The organism is Pseudoxanthomonas suwonensis, from assembly GCF_010093235.1.
Lineage (GTDB): Bacteria > Pseudomonadota > Gammaproteobacteria > Xanthomonadales > Xanthomonadaceae > Pseudoxanthomonas > Pseudoxanthomonas suwonensis.
The window spans coordinates 29172-43636 of record NZ_PDWP01000010.1 but is presented as its reverse complement, the minus strand read 5'-3'; the positions used below and the strand labels follow the sequence as shown (position 1 = coordinate 43636).

Here is a 14465-nt window from a genome sequence, read left to right as displayed (position 1 = left end):
CAGGCCCATGTCGCGGCAAGCGCACTCGTGCGCATGCAAACCGCTTTCACCAGCCCACCAGATACATCAACGCTCATCGTGCCTCCTGCACGGTGTGGATACATGCTGGAATCCGGCCCGTGGCATCGCCTCCAGGCGGCGCCGGGATGCGGGAACGGCGCTGCACGGCGCCGCCCCATGCCTCCACCCAGCTTGCCGGACACTTCCCCTTGTCCTGCGGGGAATCCTATCGGGGGGAACAGGCTGGCGACAGAGGCCAGCCGGCATTCTCCGGTGGCATCGCCGCGCCCACACTTCACTGAACTGCGATCAGCCCCGTGCTATCCCGGCTTCCCACGATCCAAGGAGCCCGCCATGCGCCGGACCGCGACCACCCTGCCCTTGCTGGCCGTCGCCCTTGCCGCCTGCACCGGCGGCGACCGCGTCGATCCCGCCGTCTCTCCCCCGGGAGCGGAGGAGTCGGCGCGCACCAATGCCCTGGAGGCCGGAGCGGCCCTGTTCCAGGGCAACGGGCCGCTCGGGAAGATGGACATGTACGTGGTCGGCTTCCATCCGATGAAGGACCATCCGCTGCACCAGATGGAGGCGCACCACTTCTGCCGGCAGGTCAACGAGGACTTCGCCCAGTGCGCGCTGTTCGACGGCAACAGCGCCGAGGCGAACCTGACCGGCATCGAGTACATCATCTCGGAGACCGTGTACGAGTCGCTACCGGAGGACGAGCGCAGGTACTGGCACCCGCACAATGGCGAGATCCTCTCCGGCCAGCTGGTGGCTCCCAACCTGCCGGCCGCCGCCGAGAAGGAACTGATGCGTTCCAAGCTCAACACCTACGGCAAGACCTGGCACACCTGGCACACGCGCGACGGCGTCAAGCCGGGCGACAGGATGCCGCTTGGACCGGCGACCCTGGCCTGGTCCTTCAGCCGCGATGGCGAGGTCCGCCCGGAGCTGGTCGAAGAACGCGACCGGCGCATGGACATTTCCACGGAGGAGCGCCGGCGCGACCGCGCCGACCTGGTCGAACTGGCACGCCCCCAGGACGGCGTGGACACATTGCGCCGCCAGTTCCCTGCGGCGACGCCGATCCCGGGCGTGGTCGACAGGTCCGCCGCGGCCACGCCCGCACCGGTGGCGATGTTCCGCTGATGCAGGTCAGTGCGCGGCGCAGCCACGGAGCCGGCATCAGGCCGGCAGATTCGCACGGATCAGTGCGACCGCCTCCCTGAGCCTTTCCTCCGTAGCCCTGACCCGCTCGCGACGGCTGGAGTCGTCGCGGGGGTCGTGCGACGTCCCGCACTGGCGGCCGGCGCCATCGAACGTCGCCAGCTGCGGCGGGCCCATCCCCCAGTCGCTGCCTTCATGCTCTGGGCTCGACATGGAGGGGGAAGTGCGGCGTTTCCTGCCCGCTGTAGACACCGCTGTTCTGGAAGGTGAGGATGCCGAGCGGGCGGCAAGCCCCACGAGTGCCGGCGCCACGCGCCTGGCATGCAGCATCACGGCGGTGCATTCGGGGTCGGTGAGCTCCAGCAGGGTCGCCACGTGACGGCGTGTGATCACGCAGCACTGGCCGACCTCGAACTGGCACGGGTTGATCACGGTCAGTGCGTGGCCGGCTTCCTAGACGATCTTCCACCGCACGGCCTGGATCGCCCTGCACAGGTCGCAGGGATCCCTCACGGGAAGCTGGATCACGTGTCCTCCTCGCCGTTGGCATTGGCATCCGCGGTGAACGCCTGCGGGTCACCGGGAAGGCGATCGATCCCTCTCTACCATGACGCTAAGGGCAGACTGGCAGGCGCATCAGCGCTGCGCGCGCGGCTGCTCCTCGTCGGCTTCCGGATCGTCGCCAACCCGGGTTTCCTGGGCTCCGGTGGCGTAACGCGCCGGCTGCGCAGGCTCGTGGGCTTCCGCGGTCGGCGCGGGGTTGTCCTGCGCCGCATCGGCCGGATGCTCCTCGCGACAGGCGGACAGCGCGCCCATGGCAAGCAGGGCGAGGGCCAGCGCGGCCAGTGGCGTCTTCATCGGGATCTCCTGTTCCGGGACGACGGCCATGGTCGGTGGTGGCTGGTGAATGCGCCGCATAAAGGCTTTGCCCCCGCCCCCGGGGGAGCGCCACGCGGCCGGACTGGCGATCAAGTTTTCCGGACGCCAAGGCAGCCCGCCGTGGCGGACGATGGGCACAGTAGGCCTTGCCGGACGCACCGCGCCGGCCAACCCCCAAAGGAGCCCACCATGTCCCTCGAGAAGATCCTCTACACCGGCACCGCCACCTCCACCGGCGGCCGCGAAGGCCGCTCCTCCACCTCCGACGGCAAGCTCAACCTCGCCCTGTCCACCCCGCGCGAGCTGGGCGGCCCGGGCGGCGAAGGCACCAACCCGGAGCAGCTGTTCGCCGCCGGCTACTCGGCCTGCTTCCTGAGCGCGCTGAAGTTCGTCGCCAGCAAGCAGAAGGTTCCGCTGCCGGCCGCGACCACGGTCACCGCCGACGTGGGCATCGGCCCGCTGGGCGGTGGCTTCGGCCTGCAGGCCATGCTGACGGTGTCCGCGCCGGGGCTCGCCCGCGACACCCTGCAATCGCTGGTCGAGCAGGCACACCAAGTGTGCCCGTACTCCAACGCCACCCGCGGCAACATCGAGGTGGACCTGCGTATTGCCGACTGACCGTTCGTCCCGCCTCCGGTGCACCGCAGCGGCGGGCGCCGGGGCCACCCTGCTGGACACGCTGCCCGGCCTGGCGCCATACGCCAGGCCGCGCGGCATTCACCGCTGGACGACGCAGTGCGCCCGTGCGGGCGCACCAGAATGCGCGGATCACGCGTAGTCCCAAGGCCCTTCGCTGAAGACGGCCCGCCCCCCGGCAACGGTCATGATCCAGGTCGGGCGGAATTCCCTCGCGCTGGCACCTGATCTCGACCGATCCGCTGATGTGCGGCGCGAGCTCCTCGAACAGGCAATGCAGGCAGGGTGGAGGTTGTACCTGGCCTTGTCCGCCTCGAAGTGAAGCGCAGGTCTTCCAGGAAATCCGGATGGATGCCGTCGCGTTGGACCAGGGCCGCGGCCCGCGACTCGAACTGCCCGAACTCCACCAGCCCTTGCACCGCTCCGCCCAACCCCAGTTCAGGCAGCACGCCATGCCCTCGCGCCAACCGGGCACTTGCAACGCAGCCAGGCGGCATAGAAGAAGGCCGCGAGCAATGGCCAACCGAAGAATCCAATCCGGAAAACAAGCGTCCCGTTGGAGGCGAGGATGAGGAATACCGAAACAATGCTCCCGCAAGCCAGCCCCGACCACGCGACGCGGCGATTGAAATCGGTCCTGCCGTTCAGCAGCGCATGGTAGAGACGCCAGGCGGTGACAAGGCCGAACCAGCCGACAAGCATTGCGACGAGCAGGATGGCGCAGCCGGCAACATTCTCCGATCGACGGAATCCGGCGACCACGAACGGGACGCCATGCAACGTCCAGATGCCTGCGACAACCGTGCTGGGAAACAGCTCCAGGATGCCTGTCGCATGGTTGAGGATGACGCCTGGACTGCGGATCAACACCTTGGTCAAACCTCGCAGATAGTCGCCCCCGACGGTGCCCGGGCACCGCTCCATGGGCGTGAAGTCCTTCCTGCCTGGCCAAACCGGTCCGGCGAGCGCGGACTTGTGGCTGCGACCCATCGGGAAAACGCCGTTCCACTCGCCTTCGGACCATGCAGCAGGCGCACCGGCAACACCCGGATTGCCCGCGCGGATCACCCTGCGGGATCGTAACGTCATTCCTCCGCGAAGAAGCAGTGTGGGCTTGTACGGACCGCAAGCCGGGGGTCAACCGGGGAAGACATGGAGCCGGCGAATGGGCGTCCCATCCAGACATACCCCCCCCCCCGGCAGCAGCCCTGCGACGCGGCGCAGCGCCTATCATTGGGGCCCGTCAAGGGGAATCCAGACGATGGCCAGACTGCCCGTGCCACCGGAGTGCCTGCTCGGCAGCGATCCGCGAGCTGGCCTCGACAGCACCCAGGTCGCCGAGCGGCGACGGCAATTCGGGGACAACGACGTAACCGAAGACCGACACCGCCCCCTGTGGGCGGTGGTCACCGCCTCGGCCACCGACCCGATGCTGTGGTTCCTGCTGCTGATGGGCGTGCTGTTCTTCGCCCTCGGCGACACCACCGAAGCGATCGTGCTGCTGCTGGCGGTCATTCCGCTGCTGGGCATGGACGCCTGGCTGCACCGCCGCACCCAGGCATCGACCGAAGGCCTGGCCTCGCGCCTGGCCTCGACCGCCCGCGTGCTGCGCGATGGCCAGTGGCAGGAAGCAGGCGCGCGTGAACTGCTGCCCGGCGACGTGGTCGAGGTTGTGCCCGGCGACTGGGTGCCGGCGGACGGCCTTGTACTGTTCGAGGACCAGCTGCAGGTCGACGAATCCTCGCTGACCGGCGAATCCTTCCCGGTGCGCAAGCAACCCATCGCTTCGGACGGCGTGCCTCCCACCCAGGCCGATACCGGGCAATGGGTGCATGCCGGCACCCGTGTCCTCAGCGGCGAGGCACGCCTGTGGATCGTCCACACTGGCGCGAACACACGTTACGGCGAGATCGTGCGCCTGACCCGTGCCAGTGGCCAGGCACGCACACCACTGCAGCAGGCCGTCTCCCACCTGGTGCGCTGGATGCTGGTCGCCGCGCTCGTGCTTTGCCTGCTGCTGGCGGCGGTCCGGCTGGTGCAGGGCCATGGTCTGGTCGATGCGCTGGTCAGCGCGTTGACCCTGGCCGTGGCCGCCCTGCCCGAAGAGTACCCGGTGGTGTTCACCCTGTTCCTCGGCGTCGGCGTGTACCGCCTGGCCCAGCGCCAGGCGCTGGTACGACGCGCGGTGGCGGTGGAGAACATCGGCCGGGTGAGCGCGATCTGCTCGGACAAGACCGGCACCCTCACCGAGGGCGAGCTGCGCCTCGTGCAATGCGTGCCGGCCGAAGGCATCGAGGCCAATGCGGTGCCGGGCGTGGCGGCACTGGCCTGTGGCGGCAGCGCGCACGATCCGATGGACCGCGCGATCCTCGCGGCGGCCGGCACCGGCAACGGCGCCGTGCATCTGGCCAGTTTCCCCTTCACCGAGGACCGCCGCCGCGAGACCGCCCTGGTCGAGCGCGATGGACAGCGGCTGGCCGTGGTCAAGGGTGCGCCGGAAACCGTGCGCAAGCTGTGCGGCATCGATGACGCGGAATACCGGCACTGGCAACAGCAGCTCGACGCGCTCGCGGCGCAGGGCCTGAAGGTGATCGCCTGCGCCAGCCGGCCGCTGGCAGCCGGCCACGACCTGGCTATCGAACCCGCGCACGGCTACGCGATGGCCGGCCTGCTCGCCTTCGGCGACCCGCTGCGCGAAGGCGTGCGCGAGGCGGTACAGACCTGCCTGGAGGCCGGCATCCGCGTGGTCATGGTCACCGGAGACCACCCCTTGACCGCCGGCGCGATCGCCGGCCAGATCGGCCTGGGCGGCGGAACGCCGCGCGTACTCAGCCTTGATGGACGCCAGGACCAGGCGCTGGATCCCGATGAGCTGGCCGCCGCCGACGTCATCGCCCGCGCCGCGCCCGGACAGAAGCTGCAGCTGGTGCAGGCCCTGCAGGCACGCGGGCATACCGTCGCGGTAACCGGCGACGGCGTCAACGACGTGCCGGCGCTGCAGACCGCGGACATCGGCATCGCCATGGGCCAGCGCGGCACCCGGAGCGCGCGCGAGGCAGCCGCGATCGTGCTGCTGGACGACAACTTCCGCACCCTGGCCAAGGCGATCGCCGAGGGCCGCCAACTGTTCGCCAACCTGCAGCGCGGCTTCGCCTATCTGCTGCTGTTCCACGCGCCGCTGGTGCTGTCGGCGGCGCTGGTCCCGCTGGCCGGGCTGCCCCTGCTCTCCCTGCCGATCCACATCGTCTGGCTGGAACTGCTGGTCCATCCCACCGCGATGCTCGGCTTCCAGCAGCAAAGCCGCGCCGGGCTGCAACGCCTGCCTGCGGTGCACGGGCCGGTGCGCTTTTTCCCGCCACGTGCGTCGTGGACGCTGCTGCTGGGCGCGGCCGTCGCCACCGCGGCGGTGCTCGGCGCCTACGCGGCCGGCCTGCACTGGCCGGGTGAGGCCGCGGATACGGCCGGAAGCGCCCGCACGCTCGCACTGGTGACGCTGATGCTGTGCAGCCTGGCCTTCCTCTCCGTGCTCAGCGGGCTGGCCGGCCGCATGCCACGCGTGATCGCCGGCGCCACCCTGGCGAGCGTGGCACTGGTCCAGGTGCCGGCCCTGTCCCCACTGCTGTCGGTCCGGCCATTGGGCGCAGGCGCCCTGCTTCTCGCAGCGGGCCTGGCAACACTGACCGCCGCGGCCGTGCTGCCACTGCGCCGGGCACTTTCCGCGGGCGGCTGAAAGCACCATCCCGCCGCGGCGGGACCGGGCCATGGCGGGCCGGAAGCGAGGACGGGGATCGCGGACCGAGGCTTCCAGCCATCCGGGGCGACGACAGGGCCACCGGTCGCGACCATCGACATCGCCCGACCGGGAGGTCGGGCACGTCCAGGACCTCAGCTGCCCGACGTACCCATGCCCTGCCCTGCCATCCAGCCTGGCAGGTCCTCCGGCGGCATCGGCCTGGCGAACCAGTAGCCCTGGACCACCGGGTAGCCCTGGGCCTGCAGGATTTCCTTCTGTGCCTCCGTCTCCACGCCCTCGGCAACGACGGTCAGGCCCAGGCTGGTGCCGATCCCCAGGATCGCCGCGCTCAGCGCACGCGCCGTCGGCTCGGTCTCCAGGTCGGCCACGAAGCTGCGGTCCAGCTTGAGCTCGGTGATCGGCAGGCGCCGCAGGTAGCTGAGGCTGGAGTAGCCGGTACCGAAATCGTCCATCGACAGGCCCACGCCCTGGGCATGCAGCCGCTCGATGGTCTGCAGCGCCGAACCATGGCTGTCGAGCAGGATGCTCTCGGTAAGCTCCAGCAGCAGGTCCGATGCCTGCAGGCCGTGGCTCTCCAGCGTCTGCGCCACGATGGTGGGCAGCTCGAGGTTGTGGAAGTTGGAGGCCGAGAGGTTCACGGCCACGTTGGGCACGACCAGTCCGTCATGGCGCCACTGCGCCAGCTGCCGGCACGCCTGGTCCAGCGCCCAGCGGCCCCGGGCGCCCATCAGGCCGCACTCCTCCGCAAGCGGAATGAAGCGCGACGGGGGAATGCTGCCCAGCTCCGGATGCTCCCAGCGCGCGAGCGCCTCGACTCCGTGCAGGCGCCCGGTTCCCAGCTCGACCTGTGGCTGGTAGTGCAGCCTCAGGCCGCCGGCCTGCAGGGCCGCACGCAGCGCCCTCTCCAGCGCCATGCGCTCCTCGGCGGCGCGGCTCAGTTCCACGCTGAAGAAGCCGACACGCCCCGGCCCGCCGGCCTTGGCCTGGTGCACGCCCATCTCGGCACGGTGCAGCAGGGTGGCCGTGCTCGTGCCGTCCTCCGGATACATGGCCACGCCCATGCTCACGCTCAGGTCCACCCTGGCACTGGACAGATGAAGCGGCCGCATCAGGCGCGCCTGCCAGCGCTCGATCACGGCGTTGGCCTCCTCGCCCGCCCCCAGCGGCAAGGCGACGATGAACTCGTCCCCGGGCAGCCGTCCTGCCACGCCACCCTTGCGCACCAGTTCCCTGGTGCGCGCAGCCACTTCCCGCAGCAACTCATCGCCGGCGGCATGGCCCAGCGAGTCGTTGATGTGCTTGAAGCGGTCCAGGTCCACGTACAGCACGGCCACGCGCTGGCCATTCTCCCGTGCGGCGTCCAGCAGCTGCGCCACCTGCGTCTCCAGCAGGCTGCGGTTGGGAAGGCCGGTGAGCGCGTCATGGAACGCCAGCCGCTGGATGCGCTGGCGCGCGAGCTCCCGCTCCATCGCCAGGGCGCACAGGTCGGTACACGCCTCCACCAGCTGCTGGTGGAAGCTCGAGGCCACGAACGGGCCGTTCTCGCGATAGTAGAAGGCGAACGTGCCCGGGACCTTGCCGTCCTTCTGCAGGATCGGCGTGGACCAGCAGACATTGAAGCCCAACGGCAGGATCAGCTGGCTGAAGCCATCCCAGAGGGGATCGGTGGCGATATCCGTGGTCAGCACGGGACTCTTGCGCCAGGCGGCGGTGCCGCACGAACCCGCCCGCGGACCAATCTGCACGCCATCAAGCTGGGCGGAATAGCTGAAAGGCAGGCTGAGGCTGGCCAGCGGATGCAGCAACCCTTCCTCGTCTACCTGGAGGATGGAGGCACGCACCTCCGGGCCAGGCGTTCGACCTCCTCGCACACCATCTCCAGCACCTGCATCAGCGGCAGGTCGCTGGACATCGCCTGCAGCGCGCGCTGGTGCAACACCTCATGGATCTTGGTCTTGGTGATGTCCAGCAGTACCGAAACCGTATAGACCCACTGTCCCTGGGCATCCATCACGGGGTTGCAGATGATCTTGCTCCAGTAGCGACGGCCGCCCTTGCCGGTCGCGACCTCCTCCATCTCCGCGGGCCGCCCCTGGCGCAGGTCGCCACGGACACGCTCGAACAGCTCCACGGGAGTCTGCTGCGCCAGCAGTTCCAGCACCTTCTGTTCCTGGATCTCCTGCAGGGTCCAGCCGAACATGCGGTGGAAGCCATCGTTGCTGTAGACGACCCGCGAGTTCGAGTCGGTGATGACGATGGCCGCATCGGTGGTGTCGGCCACCAGCGACAGCCGCCAGAGATGGTCCTGGCGGGCCAGCTCCGTGCGCTTGCTCTGGGTCACGTCGGTCGCCGCCATCATGATGTGGGTGACCACACCCTGCCTGTCGCGTACGGGGGCATACAGGGCTTCCAGCCAGCAGCGGCTGCCGTCGCAGCACACGCGTTCGACTACCCCGGAGAACTCGTGGCCGTCACACAGCGACTGCCACATGGCGCCATAGGCCGGACTCTGCGCCAGCCCCGCCGTACACAACTGTGCATGCTGCAGCGTACCCACCTGCGCCGGGTCCAGGCGGAGCAGTTCCTGGCACCTGGCATTGGCGGAGATGAGCCTTCCGTCCAGCGCGAACTCCGCCAGGGCCATGGCCTTGTCAAAGGCGCTCCATCGATCTTCCAGCTGAGAAGCAGTTCCAGCGTGGCTGACGGAGGAGAAGGGCATGCGGCAGGCTCCAACAGGCGACAAGCGAACGATCCGGCAACGCGAACCCGGGGATACCCAGCATGTATCGACCGAGGACTCACGAAACATAAGCCCTAGGTCTCAATACACCCCCAAAGGTCGAAGAAAACTCAACAACGGGGCCATCCCCGACCGCCGCCTGGCCGGCTTCGTGCTGCGGACCCGCGTGAAGGCCCGACGGGACCAGGGGGCGCACCGTGCGCAGATGCCGGCAGCCTGATGCCCCTCCCGCGAGACCGGCTCGCCCATCCGCTCGCCATGCTCCTCGCCCACCGCGCAGCGCCTTCGCGACCGGTCATGCCGACCTGATGCCATCGGATCAACCGGCGCGGCACGCTCGGCGTGAATGGGCCGCAGATCTCACTGCGTGACCCCTATTGGGGCAGAACCAGCCTCTGGACCGGACCGAGCAGCGTCCTCGACCAGGCGTTATCCCCAACGGATGTCACATCCGGGAAAACCAGGGCAAACCGCATCTCGCGCTCCTGCCCAGGCCTCTGCTGGCGGACAGAACCAGAGCACCTCTTCCGCCTTGTCCGGAAACTTTTGCAAGCCCCTTTCCATGAATCCCCCCCTGTGGTCATCCTGGCGAGGCTCTTGCCTAATCGCCCCTCTCCGGGGCGGAAGTGTGAGGTACGCACACTGGATCGGGCGTCAACTGGCGGGAAGCTAACGAATTTCATTGCGCCCCGACGCCAAATTCCGGATACCCCAAATCCATTCGCACCACCGGAGAGCTACGGCTAGCGTAAATCGCCAGATCACCCCAACACGGAAGCCGCAATGTTTGCAGTACCTGGAAGCCTGTGTGTGTAGAGCTTCGCGAGCTCGCTCGGCTGGAAAATATGCTCGAATTCTTCTTTCCGAATCGCAAGGAACTTCATTCCGTCGCGCTTCCTCTCGCGGGACCTCACCCACCTCGACCGCTTTCAGTGCGCTTATCCAGTACCACGACTCTGCTGCATCAACCTTCTCGTAGTACGCATACCACAGTGGAAGCCTGAAAAGCCGCTCAAAGGCCAGGGACCTCCTAAGCTCTGCCTCCAGCTCCAACGTGAAGAAACCTCGCGAGGAGCTGTAGTTCTTTACGTCCACGGCAAGCAAGCCCACCGACTCGAAAAGGACCAGGAAGTCTGGTCGCTTGACGTTTTCCGAGAAAAGCGGAGCGAACCTCTCTGGCGCCTGGCAAAGGGAAACGCAAGACATTCCAGATCGGGATAGCCAACGATTGAAGGCCCCTTCTCCAATTTGCCCTCGATCAACAAGTGCCGACGTCATTTTCTCCTGCAACCTAACGTCCGACAGATCAATCAGCCAGGTTGATCCAGGTCGCCTTGATCTCGGTGTACTTGTCGAACGCGTGCAGCGACTTGTCGCGACCGTTGCCGGATTGCTTGTAGCCGCCGAAGGGGGCGGTCATGTCGCCGCCGTCCCAGTAGTTGACCCAGACGCTGCCGGCGCGCAGGCCGCGGGCGACGCGGTGGGCGCGGGACAGGTTGGCGGTCCACACGCCGGCGGCCAGGCCGTATTCGCTGTCGTTGGCGATCTTCAGCGCCTGGGCCTCGTCGTCGAACGGGATCACCGACAGCACCGGGCCGAAGATCTCCTCGCGGGAGATGGTGTGCTCCGGGCGCACGTCGTCGAACACGGTCGGCTCCACGTAGCAGCCACCTTCCACCGGGGCGATGCGGTTGCCGCCCAGGGCCAGCTTCGCGCCCTCGGCCTGGCCCCTGGCGATGTAGTCCAGCACGCGCCTGGTCTGGGTCTCGTCGACCAGCGCCCCCATCGGCGCGCCGGGTTCCAGCGGGTGGCGCGGCTGCATCTTCCTGCCGGCCTCGACCACCCGGGCGACGAACTCGTCCTTGATGCCACGCTCCACCAGCAGGCGCGAGGCGGCGGTGCAGACCTCGCCCTGGTTGTAGAAGATCCCGACCGCCGCCGCCTCGGCGGCCTTGGCCAGGTCCGGGGCGTCGGCGAACACGATGTTCGGGCTCTTGCCGCCGCACTCCATGTAGGCGCGTTTCATGTTGGACAGGCCCGCGCACTGCAGCAGGCGCTTGCCCACCGCGGTTGAACCGGTGAACACCAGGCCGTCGACGTCCATATGCAGGGCCAGCGCCTCGCCCGCTTCCTGGCCGTAGCCCGGCAGCACGTTGAACACGCCTTCGGGGATGCCGGCCTCGGCCACCAGTTCGGCCAGGCGCAGCACGCTCAGCGGCGATTTCTCCGACGGCTTGAGCACCACCGAGTTGCCGGCAGCCAGCGCCGGGGCCAGCTTCCATGCGGCCATCAGCAACGGGAAATTCCACGGCACGATCGCGGCGACCACGCCCAGCGGCTCGCGGGTGACCAGGCCCAGCTCGTCCTCGCCGGTGGGCGCGATCTCGCCATAGACCTTGTCCAGCGCCTCGGCAGTCCAGCCGAAGCAGCGGACGGTGGCGGCCAGGTCGACGCTGCGCGCGTCGTCGATCGGCTTGCCCATGTCCAGCGTTTCCAGCAGGGCCAGCTCGTCGGCGTGCTTCTCGATCAGCGCGGTGAGCTTCTGCAGCACCTTCTTGCGCTTGACCGGCCTGGCGCGCGACCAGTGGCCGGCCTCGAAGCTACGCCGCGCCGCGCGCACCGCGCGCTCGACGTCGGCCTGGCTGCAGCGGGCGACCTGGCCCAGCACGCGGCCGTCGATCGGGCTGGTGCAGTCGAAGGTGCGGCCGTCGACGGCATCGACGTACTGGCCGTCGATGAAGGCGCGGGTACGCAGCTGCAGCCCTTCGGCCATGGCCTGCCAGTCGGCGCGGGTACGCGGGGTGGTCATGGATCGCCTCCGGGAATCGCTGAAAGGAAAGGACGGCAGCGCCGTCAGAGTTCTTCGATATGGACCGGCCTGGGCGGCATCCGGAACCACCACAGCCCGAACAGCCAGGCCGGCCCGCCGGCCACCGCCGCCAGGCGCCGCCAGGCATCCAGCGTCGCCAGCGCCTCGACCGACATCGCGCCGACCATGCCGGCCACCACTGCAGCGGCCACGGTCACCACGGCCGCCAGCCGCAGCGCGCGCCGGTTGCGATAGCCCATCTCCCTGGCCGTCCATCGGCGCAGCAGGCGCGACTGCCGCGCCCGCGCCTGGCGCCGGCGTTCGGGTTCCAGCAGTGCATCTGCAATCCGTTCGGCCTGCCCGGGATCCATGCGCGTCCCTCAGAAGGTGGCGGGGGTGTTGGCACTGACGATCACCGCCTCGCCCTCGCCCACGTTGCGGAAGCGGTGCGGGATGCGGCTCTCGAAATAGTAGGCCTCGCCGGGTCCCAGCACCCTCACCTGGCTGCCGACGGTGACCTCGACCTGGCCGGCGACGACGACGCCGCCCTCCTCGCCCTCGTGGACGATCATGGCCTCGCCGGTATCGCTGCCCGGCGGCATCACCTCGCGCAGGATGCACATCTGCCGCTGCGGACGATGCTGGCCGACCAGGTAGTAGTGGATGCCGTTGGCACCCACGTCCGGCAGTTCGTCGGCCGCGTAGAACGGCTGCTCGGGTTCGCCCGGGTCCAGGTCCTGGGTGAAGAAGTCGGCCAACGAGATCGGGATGCCATCCAGCACCTTTTTCAGCGAGCTGACCGAGGGGCTGACCTTGTTCTGCTCGATCAGCGAGATTGTGCTGTTGGTGACGCCCACGCGTCGGGCCAGCTCGCGCTGGCTGAGGCCACGGGCCGTGCGTACCCGCTGCAGGCGTGCGCCGATGTCCATCCGCGTAGGTCTGCTCCGCTGCCGGGGGCGCCGGCGTGTTGCCGGATACTTTACATGGCACCCCGCGACGGTCAATTTTTTGGCATAGACTCGGGCCCAGCGTTGAATTTATCGAACGGCCCCGCCTGCCCGGGTGCCTGCCCCGCTTATCCGAACGGAGCCTGCGCATGAGTCGTGACGACGCCATCCCCGCCCCTGGCCAGGCCGGCCCGGGATCGACCGCCCCGGCGTCGATGGACGCCTTCTGGATGCCGTTCACCGCCAACCGCCAGTTCAGGCGCAGTCCGCGCCTGCTGGCCGCGGCCGAGGGCATGTACTACCGCGACGTCGAGGGCCGCCAGATCCTGGATGGGACCGCCGGCCTGTGGTGCTGCAACGCCGGCCATGCGCGCCCGCGCATCGTCGAGGCGATCGCGCGCCAGGCCGCGACCATGGATTTCGCCCCGCATTTCCAGATGGGCTCGCCGCTGCCGTTCGAACTGGCCGGGCGGCTGAAGGAACTGGCGCCGCGGCCGCTGGACCATGTGTTCTTCACCAACTCCGGTTCGGAGTCGGTCGATACCGCGCTGAAGATCGCCATCGCCTGGCACCGCGCCCGCGGCGAAGGCCAGCGCACCAAACTGATCGGCCGCGAGAAGGCGTACCACGGCGTCGGCTTCGGCGGCATCTCGGTCGGCGGCCTGCCCAACAACCGCAAGTGGTTCGGCCCCGGGCTGCCGGGCGTGGACCATATGCGCCACACCCTGGACATCGGCCGCAACGCGTTCTCGCGCGGCCTGCCGGCGCATGGCGTGGAACTGGCCGAGGACCTGGAGCGGCTGGTGCAGCTGCATGATCCTTCCACCATCGCCGCGGTGATCGTGGAGCCGATCTCCGGTTCGGCCGGCGTGATCCTGCCGCCGCCGGGCTACCTCAAGCGGCTGCGCGAGATCTGCGACAGGTACGGCATCCTGCTGATCTTCGACGAGGTGATCACCGGCTTCGGCCGCGTCGGCGCGCCGTTCGCGGCGCAGCGCTTCGGGGTCATCCCGGACATGATGACCGTGGCCAAGGGCCTGACCTCCGGCTGCGTGCCGATGGGCGCGGTGTTCGTGTCCGATCGCGTGCATGAGGCCTTCATGCAGGGCCCGGAAGGCGCGATCGACCTGTTCCATGGCTACACCTACAGCGGCCATCCGCTGGCCTGCGCCGCGGCACTGGCGACCCTCGACGTCTACGCCGAGGAAGGCCTGCTGACCCGGGCACTGGAGCTGGAGGACTACTGGGCCGACGGCCTGCACGCGCTGCGCTCCGCCAGCCCGCACATCATCGATATCCGCAACTACGGCCTGATCGGCGCGGTCGAACTGGCCCCGCGCGAAGGCGCGCCGGGCGCACGCGGCTACCAGGTGCTGGAACAGGCGTTCCGCAGGGGCCTACTGGTGCGCACCACCGGCGACACCATCGCCCTGTCGCCGCCGCTGATCGTCGAACGACGGCACATCGACGACATGTTCTCGATGCTGGGCGAGGTGCTGGCGACGGTCTGACGCCAGCAAGGCTTCCGCTACG

General features: G+C 68.7%; 12 protein-coding genes and 1 pseudogene. 4 read left to right on the top strand and 9 right to left on the bottom strand.

The window, feature by feature from the left end; genetic code table 11:
• The first annotated feature begins 354 nt into the window (after window positions 1-354).
• Window positions 355-1149 carry an OBAP family protein gene (locus CSC68_RS06275; RefSeq protein ID WP_246193463.1) on the top strand — a complete coding sequence of 265 codons (795 nt, stop codon included), beginning with the start codon at window positions 355-357 and terminating at the stop codon, window positions 1147-1149.
• 36 nt (window positions 1150-1185) lie between these two features.
• Here the strand turns inward: CSC68_RS06275 and CSC68_RS06270 are convergent, their stop codons facing one another.
• Entirely contained in the window at window positions 1186-1599 is a 414-nt protein-coding gene (locus CSC68_RS06270; RefSeq protein WP_162202673.1) for an HIT family protein, read from the bottom strand.
• A 204-nt stretch (window positions 1600-1803) separates the two neighbouring features.
• Window positions 1804-2025 carry a hypothetical protein gene (locus tag CSC68_RS06265; RefSeq protein WP_162202672.1) on the bottom strand — a complete coding sequence of 74 codons (222 nt, stop codon included), beginning with the start codon at window positions 2023-2025 and terminating at the stop codon, window positions 1804-1806.
• A 210-nt stretch (window positions 2026-2235) separates the two neighbouring features.
• On the opposite strand from CSC68_RS06265, the gene CSC68_RS06260 reads away from it, so the two are divergent.
• The gene (locus tag CSC68_RS06260) at window positions 2236-2664 is read left to right on the top strand and encodes an organic hydroperoxide resistance protein (protein ID WP_162202671.1); all 429 of its coding nucleotides are present in this window, start codon (window positions 2236-2238) and stop codon (window positions 2662-2664) included.
• A gap of 456 nt (window positions 2665-3120) precedes the next feature.
• Here the strand turns inward: CSC68_RS06260 and CSC68_RS06255 are convergent, their stop codons facing one another.
• Window positions 3121-3750 carry a hypothetical protein gene (locus tag CSC68_RS06255; RefSeq protein ID WP_162202670.1) on the bottom strand — a complete coding sequence of 210 codons (630 nt, stop codon included), beginning with the start codon at window positions 3748-3750 and terminating at the stop codon, window positions 3121-3123.
• A gap of 193 nt (window positions 3751-3943) precedes the next feature.
• On the opposite strand from CSC68_RS06255, the gene CSC68_RS06250 reads away from it, so the two are divergent.
• Window positions 3944-6412 carry a cation-translocating P-type ATPase gene (locus CSC68_RS06250; RefSeq protein ID WP_162202669.1) on the top strand — a complete coding sequence of 823 codons (2469 nt, stop codon included), beginning with the start codon at window positions 3944-3946 and terminating at the stop codon, window positions 6410-6412.
• A 155-nt stretch (window positions 6413-6567) separates the two neighbouring features.
• On the opposite strand, the gene CSC68_RS06245 is transcribed toward CSC68_RS06250, so the two are convergent.
• From CSC68_RS06245 to CSC68_RS06230, 6 genes and pseudogenes are all read right to left on the bottom strand, one after another.
• The gene (locus CSC68_RS06245) at window positions 6568-8277 is read right to left on the bottom strand and encodes a bifunctional diguanylate cyclase/phosphodiesterase (RefSeq protein ID WP_211365698.1); all 1710 of its coding nucleotides are present in this window, start codon (window positions 8275-8277) and stop codon (window positions 6568-6570) included.
• Window positions 8253-9080, bottom strand: a complete 828-nt coding sequence (locus CSC68_RS15820) for a PAS domain-containing protein (RefSeq protein WP_211365697.1) — start codon at window positions 9078-9080, stop codon at window positions 8253-8255. The genes CSC68_RS06245 and CSC68_RS15820 overlap by 25 nt, the downstream gene beginning before the upstream one ends.
• A gap of 857 nt (window positions 9081-9937) precedes the next feature.
• Window positions 9938-10454 (bottom strand): annotated as a pseudogene (locus CSC68_RS15920) (hypothetical protein).
• Between the two features lie 28 nt (window positions 10455-10482).
• Window positions 10483-11985, bottom strand: a complete 1503-nt coding sequence (locus CSC68_RS06240; RefSeq protein WP_162202668.1) for an aldehyde dehydrogenase — start codon at window positions 11983-11985, stop codon at window positions 10483-10485.
• Window positions 11986-12029: 44 nt separating this feature from the next.
• Window positions 12030-12356, bottom strand: coding sequence for a hypothetical protein (locus CSC68_RS06235; protein ID WP_162202667.1), 327 nt, complete (start codon window positions 12354-12356; stop codon window positions 12030-12032).
• A gap of 9 nt (window positions 12357-12365) precedes the next feature.
• Window positions 12366-12914 (bottom strand): cupin domain-containing protein, encoded by a 549-nt coding sequence (locus CSC68_RS06230; RefSeq protein ID WP_162202666.1) that lies wholly within the window; start codon window positions 12912-12914, stop codon window positions 12366-12368.
• 167 nt (window positions 12915-13081) lie between these two features.
• Between CSC68_RS06230 and aptA the strand changes: the two genes are divergently transcribed.
• On the top strand, window positions 13082-14443 hold the full coding sequence (gene aptA / locus CSC68_RS06225; RefSeq protein ID WP_425501210.1) for an omega-aminotransferase AptA: 1362 nt from the start codon (window positions 13082-13084) through the stop codon (window positions 14441-14443).
• The last annotated feature ends 22 nt before the right edge of the window (window positions 14444-14465 follow it).